19 protein-coding genes are annotated in these 20,390 nt (G+C 67.1%); 7 read left to right on the top strand and 12 right to left on the bottom strand.

From position 1 onward, the window contains the following. The first annotated feature begins 64 nt into the window (after window positions 1–64). Complete coding sequence (locus tag BW971_RS03130; protein WP_143690183.1) at window positions 65–2,236, top strand: glutamine synthetase III family protein; 2,172 nt, start codon at window positions 65–67, stop codon at window positions 2,234–2,236. Between the two features lie 183 nt (window positions 2,237–2,419). Then, on the top strand, window positions 2,420–3,787 hold the full coding sequence (locus tag BW971_RS03125) for a lipase family protein (RefSeq protein WP_234974212.1): 1,368 nt from the start codon (window positions 2,420–2,422) through the stop codon (window positions 3,785–3,787). 27 nt (window positions 3,788–3,814) lie between these two features. Here BW971_RS03125 and BW971_RS03120 read toward each other — a convergent pair whose 3' ends face one another. Next, window positions 3,815–5,440 (bottom strand): PucR family transcriptional regulator, encoded by a 1,626-nt coding sequence (locus BW971_RS03120; protein WP_076476553.1) that lies wholly within the window; start codon window positions 5,438–5,440, stop codon window positions 3,815–3,817. A 75-nt stretch (window positions 5,441–5,515) separates the two neighbouring features. Here BW971_RS03120 and pruA point away from each other — a divergent pair, with 75 nt between their 5' ends. Together pruA and BW971_RS03110 are read left to right on the top strand one after the other, a co-directional pair. Beyond that, complete coding sequence (gene pruA / locus BW971_RS03115) at window positions 5,516–7,150, top strand: L-glutamate gamma-semialdehyde dehydrogenase (protein ID WP_076476551.1); 1,635 nt, start codon at window positions 5,516–5,518, stop codon at window positions 7,148–7,150. A 1-nt stretch (window position 7,151) separates the two neighbouring features. Then, entirely contained in the window at window positions 7,152–8,099 is a 948-nt protein-coding gene (locus BW971_RS03110) for a proline dehydrogenase family protein (protein ID WP_076476549.1), read from the top strand. Window positions 8,100–8,116: 17 nt separating this feature from the next. Here the strand turns inward: BW971_RS03110 and BW971_RS03105 are convergent, their stop codons facing one another. The 11 genes from BW971_RS03105 to BW971_RS03055 form a co-directional block, all read right to left on the bottom strand. After that, window positions 8,117–9,814: a substrate-binding domain-containing protein gene (locus tag BW971_RS03105; protein ID WP_234974211.1), complete on the bottom strand. Its 1,698-nt coding sequence runs from the start codon at window positions 9,812–9,814 to the stop codon at window positions 8,117–8,119. Between the two features lie 71 nt (window positions 9,815–9,885). Then, window positions 9,886–10,323, bottom strand: coding sequence for a type II toxin-antitoxin system Rv0910 family toxin (locus BW971_RS03100; protein WP_076476548.1), 438 nt, complete (start codon window positions 10,321–10,323; stop codon window positions 9,886–9,888). A gap of 52 nt (window positions 10,324–10,375) precedes the next feature. Further along, window positions 10,376–11,575, bottom strand: coding sequence for an alpha/beta hydrolase family protein (locus BW971_RS03095; protein ID WP_143690182.1), 1,200 nt, complete (start codon window positions 11,573–11,575; stop codon window positions 10,376–10,378). Window positions 11,576–11,592: 17 nt separating this feature from the next. Next, window positions 11,593–11,808, bottom strand: a complete 216-nt coding sequence (locus BW971_RS21040) for an antitoxin (protein WP_076476546.1) — start codon at window positions 11,806–11,808, stop codon at window positions 11,593–11,595. Between the two features lie 94 nt (window positions 11,809–11,902). Beyond that, window positions 11,903–13,036 carry an MBL fold metallo-hydrolase gene (locus BW971_RS03085; RefSeq protein ID WP_234974210.1) on the bottom strand — a complete coding sequence of 378 codons (1,134 nt, stop codon included), beginning with the start codon at window positions 13,034–13,036 and terminating at the stop codon, window positions 11,903–11,905. A gap of 68 nt (window positions 13,037–13,104) precedes the next feature. Further along, a complete protein-coding gene (locus tag BW971_RS03080; RefSeq protein ID WP_076476543.1) occupies window positions 13,105–13,728 on the bottom strand; it encodes a nitroreductase family protein in 624 nt (207 codons plus the stop codon). A 25-nt stretch (window positions 13,729–13,753) separates the two neighbouring features. Beyond that, the gene (locus tag BW971_RS03075; protein WP_076476542.1) at window positions 13,754–15,460 is read right to left on the bottom strand and encodes a metallophosphoesterase; all 1,707 of its coding nucleotides are present in this window, start codon (window positions 15,458–15,460) and stop codon (window positions 13,754–13,756) included. Window positions 15,461–15,562: 102 nt separating this feature from the next. Further along, on the bottom strand, window positions 15,563–16,087 hold the full coding sequence (locus BW971_RS03070) for an O-acetyl-ADP-ribose deacetylase (RefSeq protein WP_076476540.1): 525 nt from the start codon (window positions 16,085–16,087) through the stop codon (window positions 15,563–15,565). Further along, entirely contained in the window at window positions 16,084–16,470 is a 387-nt protein-coding gene (locus BW971_RS03065) for a DUF6188 family protein (RefSeq protein ID WP_143690181.1), read from the bottom strand. The genes BW971_RS03070 and BW971_RS03065 overlap by 4 nt, the downstream gene beginning before the upstream one ends. An 84-nt stretch (window positions 16,471–16,554) precedes the next feature. After that, complete coding sequence (locus tag BW971_RS03060; protein WP_143690209.1) at window positions 16,555–17,196, bottom strand: GntR family transcriptional regulator; 642 nt, start codon at window positions 17,194–17,196, stop codon at window positions 16,555–16,557. A 62-nt stretch (window positions 17,197–17,258) separates the two neighbouring features. Next, window positions 17,259–17,777, bottom strand: coding sequence for an HD family phosphohydrolase (locus tag BW971_RS03055; RefSeq protein WP_076476536.1), 519 nt, complete (start codon window positions 17,775–17,777; stop codon window positions 17,259–17,261). 96 nt (window positions 17,778–17,873) lie between these two features. On the opposite strand from BW971_RS03055, the gene BW971_RS03050 reads away from it, so the two are divergent. The 3 genes from BW971_RS03050 (at window position 17,874) to BW971_RS03040 (ending at window position 20,376) form a co-directional block, all read left to right on the top strand. Further along, window positions 17,874–19,001, top strand: a complete 1,128-nt coding sequence (locus BW971_RS03050) for a TIGR03364 family FAD-dependent oxidoreductase (RefSeq protein WP_076476534.1) — start codon at window positions 17,874–17,876, stop codon at window positions 18,999–19,001. A gap of 47 nt (window positions 19,002–19,048) precedes the next feature. Beyond that, complete coding sequence (locus tag BW971_RS03045) at window positions 19,049–19,741, top strand: phosphonatase-like hydrolase (RefSeq protein ID WP_076477280.1); 693 nt, start codon at window positions 19,049–19,051, stop codon at window positions 19,739–19,741. Between the two features lie 140 nt (window positions 19,742–19,881). Further along, window positions 19,882–20,376: an NADPH-dependent FMN reductase gene (locus BW971_RS03040; RefSeq protein ID WP_200799356.1), complete on the top strand. Its 495-nt coding sequence runs from the start codon at window positions 19,882–19,884 to the stop codon at window positions 20,374–20,376. Window positions 20,377–20,390 lie beyond the last annotated feature (14 nt).

The raw sequence follows: 20,390 nt of genomic DNA, 5'->3' as shown, positions 1-20,390 counted from the left end.
CTCCTACCGTCCCATCGTTGAAACCTTCCGTCGCACGACGGGACCGACACCCCAGGAGGACGCCGTGAGTGGCAGCCAGTCCCGCCGTCAAGCCATCAACGCAGTGATCGGCCACAGCACCCCGCACTGTGACACCGACACCTACATCGCCGACATGTTCGGGGAGCTGGTGTTCAGCCCGTCGGTGATGAAGGCCCGGTTGCCCAAGACGGTCTACAAGAAGATCATGGCGACCATCGACAACGGCGCCCCCCTCGACCCCACCGTCGCCGACGTCGTCGCATCCGCGATGAAGGACTGGGCCATCGAGAAGGGCGCGTCGCACTACGCGCACGTCTTCTATCCCCTGACCGGATTCACTGCGGAGAAGCACGACTCGTTCCTGGAGCCCGACGCCAGCGGTCTGTCGCTGGCCGAGTTCCAGGGAAAGACGCTGCTGCAGGGTGAGCCCGACGCGTCGAGCTTTCCCAACGGCGGACTGCGGGGCACATTCGAAGCCCGCGGTTACACCGGTTGGGATGCCACCAGTCCGGCGTACATCCTGGAGAACCCGAACGGCAACACACTCTGCATCCCCACCATCTTCATCTCCTGGACCGGTGAGGCGCTGGACAAGAAGACACCTCTGCTGCGCAGTCAGCAGGCGATGAGCAAGCAGGCAATGCGCCTGCTGAAGCTGTTCGGGCACACCGACGTCGACACGGTGGTCTCCTACGCCGGTGCCGAGCAGGAGTACTTCCTCATCGACGAGAACTTCTACTACGCCCGACCCGACCTGATGACGTCGGGACGTACGCTCTTCGGCGCGCCACCGTCGAAGGGCCAGGAGTTCGACGACCACTACTTCGGCGCGATCCCGGACCGCGTTCTCGCGTTCATGATCGAACTCGATCGCGAGCTGTTCAAGCAGGGCATCCCCGCCAAGACGCGGCACAACGAGGTCGCACCCGGTCAGTTCGAGCTGGCCCCGGTGTTCGAGCGGTCGGTCATCGCCCACGATCATCAGCAGCTGATGATGACGACGATGAAGAAGGTCGCCGAACGCTACGGCATGATCTGTCTACTGCACGAGAAGCCGTTCGCCGGCGTCAACGGGTCGGGCAAACACGTCAACTTCTCGTTGGGTAACTCGCATCAGGGGAACCTGCTCAACCCCGGTGACACCCCGCACGACAACATGCAGTTCCTGGTCTTCTGCGGAGCCATCATCCGGGGGGTCCACAAGTTCGGCGGGTTGTTGCGGGCCGTGGTCGCCTCCGCCTCCAACGATCATCGCCTCGGCGCCAACGAGGCACCTCCGGCAATCATCTCGATCTTTCTCGGCAGTCAGCTGATGGATGTCTTCGACCAGATCGCCAAGGGCGGCGCCACCGCGTCCAAGGAAGCCGGTGTTCTCGAACTGGGTGTGGACACGTTGCCGCCGCTGAAAGCCGATCCCGGCGACCGCAACCGCACCAGCCCGTTCGCGTTCACCGGTAACCGATTCGAGTACCGCGCACCGGGCTCCAACCAGTCGATCTCCGACCCGATGGTCGCGATCAACGTGCTGCTCGCCGACTCCATCGACCACATCGCGACGGAGCTCGAGAAGCTCACGGCGGACGGCACCACCTTCGCCGACGCCTGCCAGCAGGTGCTGCAGGAGATCATCACCGAGCACGGCGCGGTGATCTTCAACGGCGACGGCTACGCCGACGTATGGCAGGACGAGGCCCGGTCGCGCGGACTGAAGAATCTGCGAACCACCGTCGACGCGGTCACCGAATTGGGGGATGCCGACGTCGTCACCGCGTTCGAGAAGTACGGCGTGCTGTCCGCCCGCGAGCTCGAGGCGCGAGAGGACGTCATCTTCGAGCAGTACGCACTGACCATTTTGGTGGAGGCCAAGGAGACCGCCGAGATAGCCAAGACGATGATCCTGCCCGCGACGTTCCGTTACCAGGGTGAGCTCAGCGGTGTGAGCGCCAACCTCAAAGCCGCCGGGATCGAGTCGGCCAACCCCGTATTGGAGGAGATCACCGCTCACCTGGCCGAGTTGCTGAGTTCGCTGACCACTCTCGAGGAGGGCATCAAGAACTTCCACGGCGACTCGGAATACGACGAGTCGAAGTACGCGCTCGACACCCTGATCCCGGCGATGCTCGAGGTGCGCGCCGCCGCCGACGCGCTCGAGGGACTGGTTGCCGACGACCTCTGGCCGTTGCCCACCTACAACGAGATGCTGACCATCCTCTGATCAACGAGGTACCGAATGGGTTCGGGGTCACCGGGCCCGGGCCCATTCGGTACCCGTCGATCGTCGGGCGCCGTTCGGACACCACTCTCCGCGACATGGCTTACGATCACAGAGCGCTCGACCCGTATCCGCGGGTGGCGCGCACGTCATCACGTCGGTCGGGGTCATTCTCGGGGAGAGCCATTGCGTTCGTCCACACGCTTCTTGCAGGCTGCTTGTGCCGCAGTGCTGGTACTCGGTCTCGGTCCGGCCGCACAGGCGACCGCCGCACCCGACGATCCGCTGCCGTTGCCGGTGGTCCAGGGCATCGACAAAGCGATTCCGCCGGCACCGATCCCGCACCTCGCAACCATTCCGCCGCGGGCCTACAACGCCGGATTCGACCAGGCGACGCTGGAGACCCGTGCGGCACTGTTGCCCGCCTACACCGGCGATCGCTTCTTCGACCAATGGCCGTCCGGTCTCGACACCAAGAAGCCGGGCCAACTCCTGGAGAAGCGCGACGTCACGCCGGTCGGACGCTTGCTGTCCATCGTGCCGACGGCCAAGGTCACCCAGATCAAGTTCCGCACCACCGACTCTCATGATGCACCGTCCTTCGGCACGGCCACGATCATCACCCCGGCCAACGTCTGGAAGGGACCCGGCGCACGCCCGATCCTGGTCAACGACATCCCGATCGTGTCATTGGGTGCGCAATGCAGCCCGGGGTATTCGTTCGCCCACGGCTACAGCACCAAGACGAGCACGTTCAACTTCATCCCACCGGACACGATCAATGCCCTGCTCAACGGGTACGAGGTGATCCTGCCCGACCACGAGGGACCGCGGATGGCCTACGGTGAGCCGACGGTCGCCGGCCGGATCACCCTGGACTCGCTGCGGGCGATGGGACAGGTCGAACCCAAGGACTTCGCCAAACGCCGGACCGCCCTCACCGGGTACTCCGGCGGCGCCATCGCCGTACACGGGACGGTCAAGGAGATCGACTCGTATGCTCCGGAGTTGAAGCCGCAGCTGGTGGGCGCCGCTCTGGGTGGCGTGCCCGCCGACTTCCACATGCTGGTCAACAGCATGAACGGCAATCTCGCGGCGGGGATCTTCCTGGCCGCGGAGCTGGGCATCGCCCGCGAACATCCCGAGATGCTCACCATCATGAACAATGCGGGCAAGTGGCTCTCCACGTCACCGGTCAAGGACTTCTGCGGTGTACAGGCGGGGCGGATCGCGATCCCGGTTCCCACGCAGGTGTTCTCCAGCGATCCGGATCCCTATCACTCGCCGGTGGCCGACATGGTCTACAAGGAGACGGGCCTCAAGAACATCAAGGCGGGTACGCCGTTGTTCATCTACCAGGGTGTCAACGAATGGTGGATCCCCGTCCAGGGTGCGATCAACCTGCATGTCGAGCAGTGCCGACTGGGTGCGAACTCGTCGTTCACCCTGGTACCCGGCGAGCATGCGATCGGAGCGCTGACAGGTTATCCCGCGCAATGGAATTGGCTGGAACGACGATTGAACGGGATACCCGCGCCCAACGGGTGCGCCTAGCGCTTCGGCGGCCTCGACGTATCCCGCCTACACCCGCAACGCCAGCGCGACCACCAGGCGGGTGGCCGGGTCGGTGAGGTCGATACCGCTGGTCACCTGCGCTCGTCGGATCCGGTACCGCAACGTGTTCGGGTGTACGTGTAGCGACTGCGCTGCCGAGCGGACATCCCCGAAGGCGTCGAGATACGCACGCACCGAGGCGATCAGCTCGGTTCCGCGTTCGGCATCGTGATCACGTAACGCCTGTACCCGTGGGTCCTGCAGGTCGGGATTCGCCCCGAGGTGAGCCACGATCTCGCCGAGGAGGACACTGGTGCGCGACATCTCCACGGTGACCACGTCGTCGGTCAGGTCGGCGGTGTGCTGGGCAGCATCGAGCACCCGGTCCACCGCGACCCGCACGTCCGGGACCGCTGCCAGTCCGATCGCCGAATCACCGATCACCGCACGCACGCGGGCACCGAACTGGCGGGCGGCAGCGTCGACGGCCGATCGAGCCCATCGCACAGCCGGTTCGGCTTCCGTACGCGGTAACACCACATACGCACGACCGCCCACCGTCGTGGTCACCGACTCGGGCCGGAACGCGCTGGCGTGCAGGGTGAGCGCCGGGAGGTAACCGGCCAGGGCCGGTGTGGCGCCGTGCGCAGGATCGCCTGCCGCGAAACCCACCACCGTCACCGGCCCCTGTCGCGAGAGATTCAGCGCCTCCGCGAGATAACTCACGTCGACCACCGAACCGCGCAGGCCGAGCAATCGACGCACCTGGTCGGTGTGGGCCGACGGGACCGAAGCCGCCCGACCGATGATCCGCGCCGCGACCGACGCGGCACCGGCGATCACCTCGCCCGCGTCGGCACTGAAGTCGGATGTCGCTCGTTGTAGCCAGATGGTGCCCAGGTATTCGTCGCGGCCCCGGGCCCCTGCCCCCGGACGACGGATACCGACCGCCAATCGCGCACGCAGACCCAGATCGTCACGAGCCTCCACCGACACCACGTCCACACCGTTGCGCAGCGCGTCCATGACCCCCCACTGCCGCAACCAGGCGAGCATGGCCGGAGGTCCCTCGCGGCCGAGGATCGACAACCTGCGCAACTCGTCGGCCTCGTCACCCGCGGCGCTGTAGGCGAGCACATGCGAACGGGCGTCCTCGATGCTGACCAGCCCGCCGGTCCGGGCCGCGACCGCCTGCGCCAGGGCGAACATGTCACCCGACGTCCCGGTCGACATCGACTCCGCCACGTCGCCCTCGCCCGCCACCGGCCCGCTCTGACCGATGACCCGCCCCACCAGGTTGTAGAGCCGCTCCCAGCGAGCACCGTGATCCACCGCCACCACGGCGGAGCCGACCGCCGCCGCCTGCGCGACCACCTCTGACGACGGCGTCTTCACCATCACCGCAACCGGCACCTGACCCCCCAGCGAGCCCAACCACCCCACGACCTCGGCGTCGGTGGCGCCGACGAGCATGAACATCTCGGCGCTGCGAGCCGCGGTCCCGAGACCGAGGTGCAGGTCGTCGGGGTCGAGGAGCGCCACCGACGACACCGTCACGTCGAGTCCGCGTGGGGCATCGACCAGCGACACCACCATGCGGTCGAGGGCCAGCAGCAGGCGCCCGAGTGGGACACCTCCACCCATGTTGTCCATGCGGACAAATACTAGTCCGATACCTCGTCTGATCGAACATGTTCCGCACCGTCGGCCTGCGCTGAGGTAGAGGACATGGATGCGATCACGACTCCCCCGACAGCCCGCAACGAGCCCGTACACACCTATGCACCGGGCAGTGCGGAACGCGAGCGGATCCGCGGGCAACTCGACGATCAGGCGCGTCGCGACCCCATCGACCTACCCAACGTCATCGGCGGCGCACATCGCATGGGTGGTGGCGACCGGACCGACGTGATCCAACCGCACGCACATCGGGAGGTCCTCGGTACTCTCGGCAACGCCACGCACGACGACGCCCGCGCCGCGGTGGATGCGTCGCTGGCCGCCGCGTCCGCGTGGGCCGACACCTCGTTCGACGAACGAGCCGCCGTCTTGTTGCGGGCAGCCGACCTGTTGTCGGGTCCGTGGCGCGAACGGATCGCCGCCGCCACCATGCTCGGACAGTCGAAGACGGTGCAGCAGGCCGAGATCGACGCCCCCTGTGAACTGATCGACTTCTGGCGGTTCAACGTCGGCTTCGCCCGCGACATCCTCGCCGAACAACCGGTCTCCAGCCCGGGTGTGTGGAACCGCCTCGATCACCGGCCGCTGGAGGGGTTCGTCTACGCCATCACCCCGTTCAACTTCAGTGCCATCGCGGGCAATCTACCCACCGCGCCGATGCTCATGGGTAACACCGTGATCTGGAAACCGTCACCCACCCAGACCTACGCCGCCTTCCAGACCATGCAACTGTTGGAAGCCGCGGGATTGCCGGACGGTGTGATCAACCTGGTGACCGGAGACGGCATCGCGGTGTCCGACGTCGCTCTCGCCGACCCGCATCTGGCCGGCATCCACTTCACCGGCTCGACCGCGACGTTCCATCGCCTCTGGCGACAGGTCGGCGACAACATCGACCGGTACCGCACCTACCCGCGACTCGTCGGCGAGACCGGTGGCAAGGACTTCGTGATCGCCCACTCGTCCGCCGATCCCGACGTCCTGCGCACGGCACTGATCAGGGGGGCCTTCGAGTATCAGGGCCAGAAGTGTTCGGCGGCATCGCGCGCGTACATCCCGCGTTCGGTGTGGGAGAAGATGGGTGACGACTTCCTCACCGAGGCATCGGAGCTGACGTACGGCGACGTACGGGACCTCTCCAACTTCGGCGGCGCGGTGATCGATCGTCGCTCCTTCGACAAGAATGCCGCCGCCATCGAACGCGGCAAGTCCGTGTCGTCGCTGACGGTCGCGGCCGGCGGCGAGTACGACGACCGGGACGGGTTCTTCGTCCGTCCGACGGTGTTGCTCTCCGACGATCCTCACGACGAGGCGTTCTCCACCGAGTACTTCGGTCCGATCCTCTCGGTCTACATCTATCCTGACGACGACTTCGAGGAGATGCTGGCGCTCGTGGACTCGACCGCCACCTATGCGCTGACCGGGTCGATCATCGCCGACGACATCGCCGCCGTCCGTCGGGCCAACACCGCGCTCCGCAATGCGGCGGGCAACTTCTACATCAACGACAAACCGACCGGCGCGGTGGTCGGTCAGCAACCGTTCGGCGGAGCCCGTGCCTCGGGGACCAACGACAAGGCAGGCTCCCCGGTGAACCTGCTGCGCTGGACCTCCCCCCGCACCGTCAAGGAGACGTTCGACCCGCCGACGTCGTCGTCGTACCCGCACATGGAGGCCGAGTGACATGGGATTCTTCGACACCGCCCTGCGACCGGGCATCCTCGCCGCCGGCCGCAGCGATCGTCTCAAGGTGGCGTCGTCGCGGACCTCGATGACCCGAAACGTCGTGGAACGGTTCGTCCCCGGTGAAACCGAGGCCGATGTCCTGGCCGCAACCGAGAAGCTGCTCGGCCAGGGGTTGATGGTCTCCATCGATCACCTGGGCGAGGACACCACCGACGAACGTCAGGCCACCGCGACCACCGAGGCGTACCACCACCTGATCGGTGCACTGGGCACCCTCGGCGCCGCACCCAACAGCCTCGAGGTGTCACTGAAGCTGTCGGCCCTCGGTCAGGCCCTGCCCCGGCACGGCACCAAGATCGCCACCGAGAACGCGATGGCGATCTGCGACGACGCACAACGACACGGGGTGCTGGTCACCGTCGACGCCGAGGACCACGCGAGCACCGCCGAACGCCTGGACATCGTCCGGACCGTCCGCACGGACTTCCCCACACTGGGCACGGTGCTGCAGGCTTACCTGCGTCGGACCGAGGACGACTGCACCGAGTTCTCCGGTCCGGGATCGCGCATCCGACTGTGCAAGGGCGCCTACGCCGAGTCACCGGCCGTCGCGTTCACCGATCGGGCCGCGGTGGACGAGGCCTACCAGCGGTGTCTGCGAATCTTGATGTGCGGCAGTGGCTATCCGATGATCGCGTCCCATGATCCGGTGATGATCGAGTCGGCCCGCGTGCTGGCGACCGAGACCCGTCGGCTGCCCGACAGCTGGGAACACCAGATGCTCTACGGGATCCGGACCGACGAGCAACGACGGCTGGCCGAGGCGGGTGGTGCCGTCCGCGTCTACCTTCCGTTCGGCGCCGAGTGGTACGGCTACTTCGTGCGCAGACTGGCCGAGCGCCCGGCGAATCTCACCTTCTTCGCCCGCGCCCTCGTCGGTCGGTGACGACCGGGCGGCCGCGGTCACCGACCCGCGGCCGTCACCCGACCCTGGATGGCCTTGACGAACACCGATGAGATGTCCTCGGGGGTTCTCGCGACGTAGCTGCTCCCACCAGGGGTCGCGTCGGCGATCTGCCGTAGCGCGTCGGCATCGGCGTCTGCGGAGATCCCGATGGTGATGATCATGACCGGCCGGGCGGGATCGTTGCGCTCGGCGAGCCGGGACAGCAACGTCGACAGCCCGATACTGTTGGGCGCGTCGTCGTTTCGACCATCGGTGAGCACGATCACACTGTTCGAGTAGTTCGGGTCGTACCCGTCCTGCACCTTGGTGAACGCTGCGAGCACGGTGTCGTAGAGGCCGGTGCCACCGCCGATGGCGCCGGGATACCCACGCGCGAGATCGTTGAGGACGTCGCGCTGCTTCCTGCCGCCCGACACGGTCGCGTTCTCCCGCTCGATCGCCGCTTTCTGCTCCCACGGTCGTCCACCGGGACCACGATCGGTGGAGAAAAACCACACCCCTGCCTCGGTGTTGTCGGGAAACAACGAGTTGCCCTGCAGCATCGCGCGCGAGAGCAGGTCGGCACGCGACTCCCCGCCTGCCACCGTATCGTTCATCGATCCCGAGACGTCGGCGGTGACCAAGGTGCGAATCGGCACCCCCAGCACCGACCACTGTCGCAAAGTCTTGTCCACCTGCGATGGATCCCGCACCGTGATCTGCGGCACCGCCCCCACTCCCCGCCCGTCGATCGGCGACCGATCGGAGGGACGAAATCCTGCTTCCCGTAGGGCCTTCTGGCCTTCTCCCGACTCGATTCGTCCGAGCAACTCCCGCGCAGCCGTTGCGGTGTCCCGGTGCCGCGCGGCCGGAGACACGTTCACCAGCGGGTGTTCGAGGAAGACGGTCCCCTGCCGGGGGACGACAGCCTTCAGTACGGTCCGGGGATGCGACCGCTGGTACTGCAGAAAGCTCTGCTCATCGGTGACCACCGGATCGCCGGTCGAGTCCGCAACACCGAGGCGGGCCGATTCCGAGTCGTCGGACGTGCGGATGTTGCCCTGCTGGATGGCCAGCACGGTCATCGCGTCGGTCAGTTCGGACTGCTTCATCCGGCCGTCCTGTACCGCAGCCAATGCCCCGATGACGGGTGCGTCACCGGTGCTGGTGGCCAGCGGACTCCCCATCCGCAGGTTCGGCGTCTTCATCACGTCCACCCAGTTGTCGAGACCGCCGACACGCGCACCCGCGACCAGTGCGGGCGTGCTCGCCACCGACACGTTCACGATGTCGGTGGGTATTCGCACCTGTCGGGTCGATTGCTCCGCTCGGGCACGGGTGTCGGCGATCCACAGATCCGGGCCGCCATCACCTCGGCTCAGCAACCCCGGAATCACCGATGCCGGTGCCGCGGTGACGGTGAAGTCGTGGCAACCCACCGTCGAGGCGTCGGTGGCGACCTGTTTGAGCGCCGCGGCCATCGCCGGCTCGGCGGCGACCTCGATCGGACGCCGCGAGCCGCAGTCCGAACCGTCGGACCCGAACACCTTCCACGCGATCAACCCGACAGCCACCACGACCACGACGAGCATCACCGTCATCGTCGCCCACAGACTCGACGCCCGACGCTTGACGCCACGATCGCTGAAACCGAAGTCGTCCGCGTCGTTCCCGGGGGTGTTCGGGGTCTCGGCACCCGCGTGATGGCGTCCCATGGCGGCGAAGTGTAACCGTCGTCATCAGCACCCGACCGCGCCGGATCGGTCGGTCGACGGCCCGCAAGGGATCAGCTGAAGACGCTGTGGAACTTCTGGAGCGATTCCCGCAGATCTTTCTGCAGCGCCTTCGCCGCGGCCTTACCCGCGGGTCCCATCAGTGCCAACCCGCCGAGGTTGATCTCGAACGTCACGGTGGACCCCGCGTCTTTCGGTGCGACCGACAACGTCAACTCGGCCTTCACACCGCCTTTGCCCGAACCTTTGAGCTCCACCCGACGCGGCGGGTCGAAGGTGGTCACCGTCCAGGCGAACCGCACCCGGGTCCCCTTGACCTTGATCACCGAGTCGACGCTGGTGCCCTTGCCGATCTCGTCCTCGGCGGGCAGGGGGCTGCGCCAGCCGTCATGAATCGTCAACCAGTCCTCGTATCGACTGAGATCGGAAACGCAGGTGAACGCGTCGTCGGGGCCGAGCTCGATCTCGACGGTGTCACTGACTTTGGCCATGGACGTCAGTCTAGGGGGACACCGATGTCGGCCGGACAGAACGCCCGGTTCATCACCCCACCCGATCGGTCAGCCACCGGATGGCATCGTCGGTCGCACCGAGATTGGTGTGCCCACGGCCGGGGATGACCCGGTGCTCGATGGTCTCGCCGAGCGCACGAGCCCGCGCCACCGCGCGATCGGTCCAGGGTGCCCGCACGACGAGATCGTCGGATCCGTTCACCACCAAGATCGGTGATCGAGCGGCCCGCTGAGGAAGGGCGACCCTGCTCAGCAGTCGGGTCAGCTCCAGGCGGGCGGCCGGATCGGGCACCTCCGAGTCGGTGGGTTGGACCGCCGAGAGCGCCGAGAACTTCTCCGCTCGCGCGGCCGGGGTGCACGAGGTCAGAACAGGCGCACCAGTGGCCAGTGCACCGCGCATGTACTGCGACACCGGCAGATCGGGCTGCAGCACCCGTAGCCCGGCCACCACGTCGGGTACCAGCGCTCGTTGCACGTACGTGTAGTCGGGTTGCGCCCTGCCGTCGGTGATCGGTGACAGATCGGCTGCGGGCGCCAGCGCGACGGCCCCCCGCAGGTCGAGTCCTTGTCCGTACGATGGCGCGAATTCCGCTGCAGCCCAGGCTGCTTGACCGCCCTGCGAGGCACCCAGAGCCACCCACCGGGTGGAGGTGTCGGGGACCACGAGGCGGGCCGCGCGTACAGCGTCGATCATGTTGTACGCCGCGCTGGCGGGCTCCAGGTACGGATGGGGAAGCCGCGATTCGTGACCGAGACCCTGATAGTCGGTGGCCGCGACCACGAAGCCGGCTCGCAACAGCGCCTCCACCTCACCGGACTGACCGAGCAGGTCGGGACTGTCGGAGGGACCACAACTGCGGTCGGTGCCGGTGGTGCCGTGACCGAGGGCGACGATCGGCCATCCACCCGTCGGCGGGTCACCGTCGGGTACCGCGACGATTCCGGAGACGTCGGCACCCCGGTCGACGTAGCCGATCGTGGACCGATACACGATCCGCGTCACCCGGTGTCGACTCAGCTGGGTGTCCGGTGCAGCCTCGAACGCGGTGCGGGATCGGATGGTGCCGCGTTCCGCGGTCGTGGGGGCGGGTGTCGACGGCGTGGAGACGGCAGCTGCGCTGGTCGAGGAGGTGTGTGGTGGTTCGGGCGCAACTCCGCCGCAGCCGACCAGCACCACACCCAGCGTCGACGCGCCTACCAGGGTGATCGACCTGCGGACTCCGCGCAGCAAGTGCGAGGGGTTGGGTATCAGGAGGTGGGCGGCGTGGTGCCGCCGTCTTTCGGGGGGTTGGTGTCGTCGGCGAACTTGTCGGCGGCGCTCTTGGCTGCCTCCCGACCCTTGTCGACCTGCGACTTGTACTTCCCCTTGGTCGCCTTGTCGATCGCGTCGGCGCCCTTGTCTATGTACTGTTTGTTCTTGCCGACGATGACCTTGGCCTTCTCGGTCAGTTGTGTGAAATCCATGGTCCAAGGGTACCCGTCGCATGGTGGGCGGGTGGGTCTGCGCCCAGACCGATTGGTACACATCGGTGTTGCGCGCACCGGGAGTCACCTGCTCTCAGACCGACGCCTCCCACCACGTCTGTTCGGCGATACCCGGGCCGGTACCTGCGACGACGTCGAATCGAGCGCCCGGCGGCGGGGTCACCACCGGGACCAGTCGTTCGTCGGCTGCCGTGAGCAACCGCTGCACCGGGTCGGCCCACGGATGCAGCGCGAGGTTGAACGTGGCCCAGTGGATGGGCAGCATGACGGTGTCGGTGACCTCGCCGCGGGACACCATCTGGTGTGTGGACACCGCCTGTTCGGGATCGAGATGGATGTCCGGCCAGAGCCGGTCGTAGGCGCCGATCGCGATCAGGGTCAACCCGAACGGGCCGAACAGCTCCCCCACCTCGGCGAAACGGTCGCTGGGGCCGCTGTCACCACTGAAGAAGAAGTTCGCCGAGCGGCCCTGCACCGCCCAACTGGCCCACAGGGTCAGGTTGCGGACCAGACCACGACCACTGAAATGCCGGGCGTAACAACAGTTGAACGTCAAACCGGCAGCATCGACGGATTCGCCCCAATCCGCCTCGCGTATCCGGGTGGGGGCGACGCCCCAACCCTGCAGGTGTGCGCCCACCCCTATGGGTGCGACGAACACGGCATCCGGCGACTGCGCGGACAGGGCGACAACGCTCTCGACGTCGAGGTGGTCGTAATGGTCGTGACTGAGCAACACCACGTCGATCCGAGGCAGATCGGCGACCCTGCACGGAGCGCGGTGCATGCGCGCGGGTCCGACCAACTGGGACGGCGAACATCGCCTGCTGAACACCGGGTCGGTCAGCACCCGGACACCATCGATCTCGACCAGTACGGTCGCGTGTCCCAACCAGGTGGCGGCGAGTTGGGCGGGTACGTCGACGAACTCCGGCGTGGTCACCGCGACCGGCGCACCGGGGGTGCCGACCTTGCCGCGGCGGAACATCTCCATCGCCGCTCTGCTCTGTGATTCGGTCAGCTCCGTCGTCGGTTCCACATTGGCGAAGACACCGTCGTGCAGGTGCGGTGAGTCCCGCACGTGGTCGGCGATGGTCTCCCGCGACGCTCCGACCGCCTGCAGTGGTGGCAGCGCCATCGTCCGCTGACGTAGCGACGTCCACGCGTTGCGCCCGGGGCCGGTGAGTTCGGATATCGATGTGCGCATCATCGCCAGCCTAGCGGGCGGCTCGGGCACTCATTCGCGCGTGATCCCCGCGCCGCGCGGCACCCTGCTCACCAGCCGTTGATGTGGATCGTGGCGTCGTTGTCGCGACGCGGGCCGGGCTGGAAGTCGGTCCCCTTGGTGTAGGCGACGGGTAGCAGAACACCCTGCCGCACATTCGACGGTATGCCCAGCAGGTCGGCGGTCTCCTGCTCGTAGGTCAGGTGCAGGGTGGTCCAGGTGCTGCCCAGGCCGCGGGCGCGCAGCGCCAACTGCAGGCTCCACGCCGCGGGGAGCAGAGAGCCCCACAGCGGAGCCTGGTTGCCCTCCGGCAGGCTCTTGCCCGCGTGGATGGCGCCGAGGACCAGCACCGGTACCTCGGCCATGTGGTCTGCGAGGTGACGCGAGCTCGCACTCACCCTGATCATCGTCTCGTCGGATGTCTCGGGACGCGCCGCGGCGTAGGTGTCGAACGACTTCTTGTAGAGCTCGGCCACCGCTCGGCGCTTGTCGGGATCGGTCAACACGATCCAGTGCCAACCCTGAGAGTTGCTGCCCGTGGGAGCCTGCATGGCGATGTCCAGCGCCTCACGCACCACCGACAGGTCGACGGGGCGTTCCAGGTCGAGTCGTTTGCGGACCGCGCGGGTGGTCGACAGCAGTTCATCGGGGTTCAACGGAAGCAGTTCGGTCATACACGCAACATACGGCAGCGGCGGCTCAGCTCGATCCGAGTGGGACCGGGCGCTTGTAGGTCACCCGGTCGAATTCCCTTCCGTACTCGTCGACGGCCGACACGTGCATCTCGGAGTCGATGATCCCGGGGATACCGGGGACCACCTCCAGCGCGATGAAGGAGTAGTTGCGGAAGCGTACACGCGACCACTCGACCGACTCGGTCTTCTTCTCACCGTCCGGTGTCCACACGTAGCTGTTGGGAACGCCGTTGTCGCCGACCACGTTGCCGCGGTACGAGTCCTTCTCACCGTCCTGGAACGTGTAGCGCGGCCTGCCGCCGCCACCGACGGTGTAGTACACGGTGCCGTCGGTTGCCGGACGCACCGTCGATCCATCCAGTGCCGCCCGCGTGGGGCGACCCGCGCGGATCGGATCGGTGCGCTCGAAGACGTGGTTGTGACCCTGCAACACCACGTCCACCTGATACTTGTCGAACAGTGTGGTCCAGGCGTCGCGCACGCCGCCGTCACTGGCGTGAGACTCGGTGGTCGAGTACGCGCAGTGGTGGAAGAAGCAGACGATGAAATCGATGTGCGGATCCGCGCGGTAGCGCGCCAGGGTTCCTTCGGTCCAGGAGTTCTGCGCCCCACCGCTGTATCCGGTGTTGGCGGTGATCTCGTAGGAGACGTCGTTGGCGTCCAGCGACAGCACCGCGACGTTGCCGTAGGTGAAGGAGTACACCGACGGGCACCCCTTGGGACCGTTGTGCGGTTGCTCGAGTCGTGCGGCGTGACCGCCGTAACCGTGTGGGCTGTACAGCGCCTCCATGTCGTGGTTGCCGGTGGCGAAGAGCCACGGCGCCCGGGATGCGCTCTTCTCGATGGCCGCGAAGTACCCGTCCCAGACGAACGGGTTGTACTTGTCGAACCCGTTGGGAGCGTCGCCTTTCTGCACGAACGTCAGCGGCTTACCCGATCCCGACGGGTCGGCGTAGGCGATGTCACCGGCGAGCACATGGAAGACCGGTGAGCGCGAGGCGATCTGGTTGACGATGTTGGCGGCATGTTTCACCGACGGGTCGTTGTCGGCCTTGTAGTAGAGGTCGTCGTAGTCACCGGGGACGAGACCCGCCGGCTTGCTCGGGGTCTCGTCGACACCCTGGTCGCCCATCATCGTGAAGGTGAATCGACCCAACCGACCCGGCGGTAATGCGGTAGCAGCGGAACGTATGTCGCTGGTGAAACCATCGGAGGTGCGCCATCGGTAGAAGTGTGGGATACGCGGCAGCAACCGGTTCACCGACACGTGGGCGTAGAACTGTTCGGCATTGAGCAGGGCCGTGCCATCGGCCACCGGGACGTGGCTGATCAGATTGCGCACCTCGGCCACGTCCGTGGCCCCCAGGGCCGGGGTCGGTCCGTGGTCGAGAAACACCTTGTCAGCACCGGGATTGCGCGAGAGCTGCGCGGAGAAGCGCAACTGCGTCGCCGCGTCGGCACCGAAGGACACATGCCTGCCCGCGGCCGCCAACGGGGCATCCTTGGCATACGCCCGTCCGGCGAAGGCCGCGTTGCCCACGCCGAGCGTCGCCGCGGTCGCCGCGCTCCCGGCGAGGAAGTTCCGGCGACTGACCGGATGCCTGCGCATGAAGCTCTGATGCCAGTCGAAACGCTCGGCCATGGTCATGTCGGCGGCTGCGCTGGCGGGGATTCCGGTGTCGACGGTTTCACCGGCGGGATTCACGGGCATGCATGGAAGACCACTGCGCGCCGCTGACGACAGGCGAACCAGGCCGTGTACGGCGGGTGAATGGTCACCCAACGAGAAACGTCGGGTTCTCCAGGGCTCCGGTCAGCGCAGCAGGCGGCGGGTCAGATCGGCGATCTGACCAGAGAAGGCGACCAGCACGACGCGGGGCACACCCGGTTCCGCCGCCCGTACCGCCCGCACCTGCTGTGCGACCGCGTCGTCGACGGGCCAACCGTAGGCGCCGCCGGAGATCAACGGGAACGCCACCGACTCCGCCCCCAGTGACGCCGCCAACGTCAGCGAACGGGTGTAGCACCACCGCAGCGCGGCCGACCGATCCTCCGAACGCGAATACCGCGGCCCGACGGTGTGGACGACCCAGCGCGCGGGCAGCCCACCCGCGGTGGTGGCCACCGCGGCGCCGACCTCCAGCCCGCCGGGCAGGGTCGTCGCCCGCAACAACCGGCAGGCGTCGAGAATTGCCGGACCACCGGTCCGATGGATGGCACCGTCGACCCCGCCACCACCGAGCAACGACGAGTTGGCTGCGTTGACGATCACGTCGACGTCGAGGGCGGTGATATCACCCTCGATCACCTCGACGGTGGTCGTGGAATCGCCCGTCACGACTCGTACTCCGGTGTGTTGACCTGAACCGGTGCCCCGCCGGGGAGGCAGACCACCCGGACTCCTTCGGCGTCGCAGATGTTCCAGCCCTCGGCGTCCGGATGCGGGGACACCGCGACACTGTCGCCGCTGTCGAAGTTCAGGGTCAGCAACCCGCGCGGTGACAGCTGCACCGAGCTGAGCAACGTGCCGACCAGCGATTCCAGCGATTCCAGTTCCGTCACGTCGCCGGCGTAATGATGCACATCACCGTCGGAGGTGACCAGTCGCAGACCGGCCTCGGCGATCACGGCTATGTCGTCGCTGAACCCGATCTCCAGCTGGAACGCATTGCGGGTGACCTCGTGAACCATCATCCCGACCTGTAACGGATCAAGCGTCAACGACAACCTCGGCGTCTGCGGTTCATTATCGTGAAGTTCGCCTGAGATTAACCGAGGCCACAGAACGACGCAAAGTCCGCTTCGCTATTCGCGCAGCAGTGCCTCGAAGGCGACCCGGTCACCGCGGTACAGGGAGCGCACCCTCTCGACCGGTCGGCCGTCGTCGTCGAAGGTGTGCCTATGCAACAGCAGCATCGGCATGGCAGTGGTCGACTCCAGCAGACCCGCCTCACGCGGGGAGGCGAGGACGGTCTCGACGCGCTCCCGCGCGTGTCCGAACACCACTCCCTGGGCGCGGATCGCGGCGTACAGCGACGTGGACGGATCGAAGGTCCTCGTGAGGACCTCGAATCGCGACGCGGACAGATACGTGCTCTCCAGGCCCAGACGGGCGCCGTCGGCGAGCAGAACCCGCTCGAGGTGTATCACCTCCGCCCCGTCGGGGACCTCGAGGTCGGCCCGTAGATCGGCCGTGCCCTCGATGTTCTCCCAGGTCACCAAGAGACGGCCGGGTTCACGACCGTGACTCTGCGCACCCTCGGTGTACGAGCGCAACGAGAGTGGCTGGACAAGTTTCGGTGCGGCGACCACCGTGCCCCGCCCGCGGCGCTCGATCCGGCCCTCCACCAGCAGCTCGTGCAACGCCTGGCGCACCGTCTCCCGGGAGACGGTGAAGCGCTCGGCCAGTTCGCGCTCAGGTGGGACCGCGTCGCCCACCTCCGACATCGCGATGAGCTCGTCCACCGCGGTGCGCACCCGGTAGTACTTGGGTGGCGGGGTGGGGGCGCTCACACCCGCACCCGGACGGCTGCCGCCACGGCCAGTACCTCCTCGATGTCCATCGTGGGTGCACCAGGGGTCTTGGCTGCGTCGTCGAAACGCCTCAGCCGCAATGCATCCGGAAACCACCGATGATCGACGACGCGCGGATCCACGCCCGCCCCTCCCTGCCGACCCAGCGACACCATCGAGGTTGCGGTGAGCGACCGGGCGTAGTCGGCGTCGGCGGCGACGAGGTACTGCTTGGCAGCGACATGCGATCCGGCCAACCAACCCACCCGCTCGCCGAACCGCGGGGTCAGCCATTCCCTGGCCAGCTCCTCGTGTGCCCGGGCGTGCGGGCCCGCGATGACCGGGCTGTGCGCCACATCATGCAGGACACAGGCGAGCAGCAATTCGTCATCGGCGCCGTCGAGGCGGGCCAGGTGCCCACACTGCAGCGCGTGGTCGTACTCGTCCACCGCCACCTCGTCCCACACCCCGCGCAACGAGGTCAGCACACGACGCACTTCCGCGATCGAGCCCATACCGCCAGGCTAGCGGAGTTGGTCTATACCAATCGTTCAACGGCCGGCAACAAGCCGGTGCACTTTGGTCTAGACCAATGAGGCACAATGGTCGGCATGGACGTCACGGTGATCGGCGGCGGGATCCTCGGCACCACCCACGCATGGACCGCGATCGCGCGTGGACACCGCGTGACCCAACTGGAACGGGAGATCGAGGCCCGCGGTGCGACGGTGCGCAATTTCGGGCTCGTATGGGTGTCGGGACGTTCATCCCTCGAGCTCGACCTCAGCTTGCGATCACGCGAGCTCTGGCAACAGATAGGTGCCGCGGTCCCGGGGGTCGGGTTCCGGGCGGCGGGATCGATCACCCTGTTGCGGACACCGGACGAGGTCGCCGTCGCCGAGGCCGTGTTGGCACGACCGGACGCCGCACTGCGCGGATTCCGACTCCTCGACGCCGAGCAGGTACGACTGCACAATCCGGCCCTTCGTGGCACCTACCTCGGCGGCCTCCACTGCGACCGGGACGCGGTCGTGGAATCACGGGTGGCCCTGCCTGCCATCCGCGACCATCTCGAGCGCAGCGGGCGATACGCATTCCACAACGACACCGACGTGCGCGCGGTGACGCCGACCGCCACCGGGGTTCGGGTGACGGACACCCGTGGTGGCCACCACGACGCCGACCACGTGATCGTGTGTCCGGGTGCCACGCACTCGGGTCTTGCCCGGGAACTGCTCGGCCACATGCCCGTTCGGCGGGTGCGTCTGCAGATGATGCAGACAGCACCGCTGGGCGAACCGCTGACCACCGCGATCGCCGACGGCGACAGTTTCCGCTACTACCCGGGTTTCGCCGGTGCTGCCCTGGAACAACTGAGAAATCGGCAACCGCAGACCGAGACGGCCGAACTGCACCGTATGCAGTTGCTGTGCGTGCAACGCCTGCACGGCGGACTGACCATCGGTGACACCCACGAATACGACGAACCGTTCACCTTCGACGTGGACGAGGCGCCCTATGACCACCTACGGGAGGTGGTGAGCACGCTGCTCGGACGCGACCTCCCACCCATCGTCCGGCGGTGGGCCGGTGTCTACTCCCAGTGCCTCGACCCCGACGCCATCGTCTACCGCGGCAGCCCCGACCCGACTGTCACGGTGGTCACCGGCCCCGGTGGTCGGGGGATGACGTTGGGCCCGGCCATCGCCGAACAGACCCTGGCCCTGCTCGACGCATGAACGAGCTTCGCGCACAGCCGATCCTGTCCCAGCGAATTGGAGATCCGATGACCGATACACCGATCGCCCTGGCTGTTCTCGACATGGCGGGCACCACCGTCGCCGACGACGGACTGGTCTTCGCCGCCTTCGACGCGGCCTGCGCAGCCGCCGACATCCCCGCCCAGGGACCCGACCACGATCGGGCCGTCCAGTACGTCATCGACACCATGGGACAGTCCAAGATCGTGGTATTCCGCGCCCTGCTCGACGATGACGAGGACCGCGCACAAGCGGCCAACGCCGCCTTCGAGCGAACCTATGACGACCTCATCGACACCGGACGCGCCGTACCCGTCGACGGCGCGGAGATCGCCATCGAGAAGCTGCGCTCGGCCGGAGTCAAGGTTGCTCTCACCACCGGTTTCAGCACCGACACCCAACAGCGGTTGGTCGACTTCCTCGGCTGGCAACACCTCACCGATCTGGTTCTCGCACCATCACCGGGCGTGCGCGGTCGTCCCCACCCCGACCTGGTCCTCACCGCCCTGATGCGCCTCGACGTGGACGACGTGCGGCACGTCGCGGTCCTCGGTGACACCGCCAACGACATCCTCACCGGGCGGCGGGCCGGTGCCGCGATCGTGGCGGGCACTCTCACCGGCGCGCACGACGCCGACCGCTTGCGCGCCGCGGGCGCCACCGACATCGTCGACACGGTGGGAGATTTCGCCGACCTGCTGCTCGGCAGAACGGTCTGACGCCCGTCGACGTGCCGATCCGGGCGACTACACCGCTGCGCACCCGGGGCCGCAGAGCACTCGTCGAAGGGTTTCCGACGCTGCTGGGCCGAACCCTCGACGCATCTGCCGCGACCTGGTGGACTGCTGCGATGAGCTCTGTGACTGCGCTGATAGTGGTGGGTAATCCGAAGCCGGCCTCGCGGACCCGCGACGCCGGCGAGCGGCTCGCCACTGCCCTCGGTTACGACCACCAGACCATCGAACTCGCCGAACTCGGTCCGGCACTGCTGGGTTGGGGCGATCCGGCCGCTGCCGAGGCGGTGGCCAGGGCCCAGCAGGCCGACGTCATCATCACCGCCTCCCCGACGTTCAAAGCGACCTACACCGGCTTGCTCAAGCTCTTCCTCGACCAGTTCGGCAACCGCACCGGGCTGGCCGGGGTGGTGGGCCTACCTCTGATGCTGGGTGCCGGTCCCGCGCATGCGTTGGCACCGGAACTGCTGCTCAAGCCGGTGCTGGTGGAACTCGGTGCGACCTGCCCCGCACAGGGCCTGTACCAACTCGATTCCACATACATCGATGACGGTTCCCGAGACAGCTGGGTTGAGCAATGGGGGCCGGTGCTCGAGCGTCTGATCCCGACCACCGGCTGACCTCGGTCCGGTGG

The organism is Williamsia sterculiae, assembly GCF_900156495.1.
Classification (GTDB): domain Bacteria; phylum Actinomycetota; class Actinomycetes; order Mycobacteriales; family Mycobacteriaceae; genus Williamsia_B; species Williamsia_B sterculiae.
The sequence above is the reverse complement of the archived record's forward strand: the minus strand, read 5'-3'. Positions and strand labels throughout refer to the sequence as shown.

Coding starts and splice junctions, on each gene's coding strand:
- BW971_RS03120 (WP_076476553.1), bottom strand. CDS start 5,440: ATGGACAACATGGGTGGAGGTGTCCCACTCGGGCGCCTGCTGCTGGCC.
- BW971_RS03105 (WP_234974211.1), bottom strand. CDS start 9,814: ATGGGACGCCATCACGCGGGTGCCGAGACCCCGAACACCCCCGGGAAC.
- BW971_RS03050 (WP_076476534.1), top strand. CDS start 17,874: ATGGACGTCACGGTGATCGGCGGCGGGATCCTCGGCACCACCCACGCA.
- BW971_RS03085 (WP_234974210.1), bottom strand. CDS start 13,036: ATGCGCACATCGATATCCGAACTCACCGGCCCCGGGCGCAACGCGTGG.
- BW971_RS03075 (WP_076476542.1), bottom strand. CDS start 15,460: ATGCCCGTGAATCCCGCCGGTGAAACCGTCGACACCGGAATCCCCGCC.
- pruA (WP_076476551.1), top strand. CDS start 5,516: ATGGATGCGATCACGACTCCCCCGACAGCCCGCAACGAGCCCGTACAC.
- BW971_RS21040 (WP_076476546.1), bottom strand. CDS start 11,808: ATGGATTTCACACAACTGACCGAGAAGGCCAAGGTCATCGTCGGCAAG.
- BW971_RS03100 (WP_076476548.1), bottom strand. CDS start 10,323: ATGGCCAAAGTCAGTGACACCGTCGAGATCGAGCTCGGCCCCGACGAC.
- BW971_RS03055 (WP_076476536.1), bottom strand. CDS start 17,777: ATGGGCTCGATCGCGGAAGTGCGTCGTGTGCTGACCTCGTTGCGCGGG.
- BW971_RS03080 (WP_076476543.1), bottom strand. CDS start 13,728: ATGACCGAACTGCTTCCGTTGAACCCCGATGAACTGCTGTCGACCACC.
- BW971_RS03110 (WP_076476549.1), top strand. CDS start 7,152: ATGGGATTCTTCGACACCGCCCTGCGACCGGGCATCCTCGCCGCCGGC.
- BW971_RS03045 (WP_076477280.1), top strand. CDS start 19,049: ATGACCGATACACCGATCGCCCTGGCTGTTCTCGACATGGCGGGCACC.
- BW971_RS03060 (WP_143690209.1), bottom strand. CDS start 17,196: ATGTCGGAGGTGGGCGACGCGGTCCCACCTGAGCGCGAACTGGCCGAG.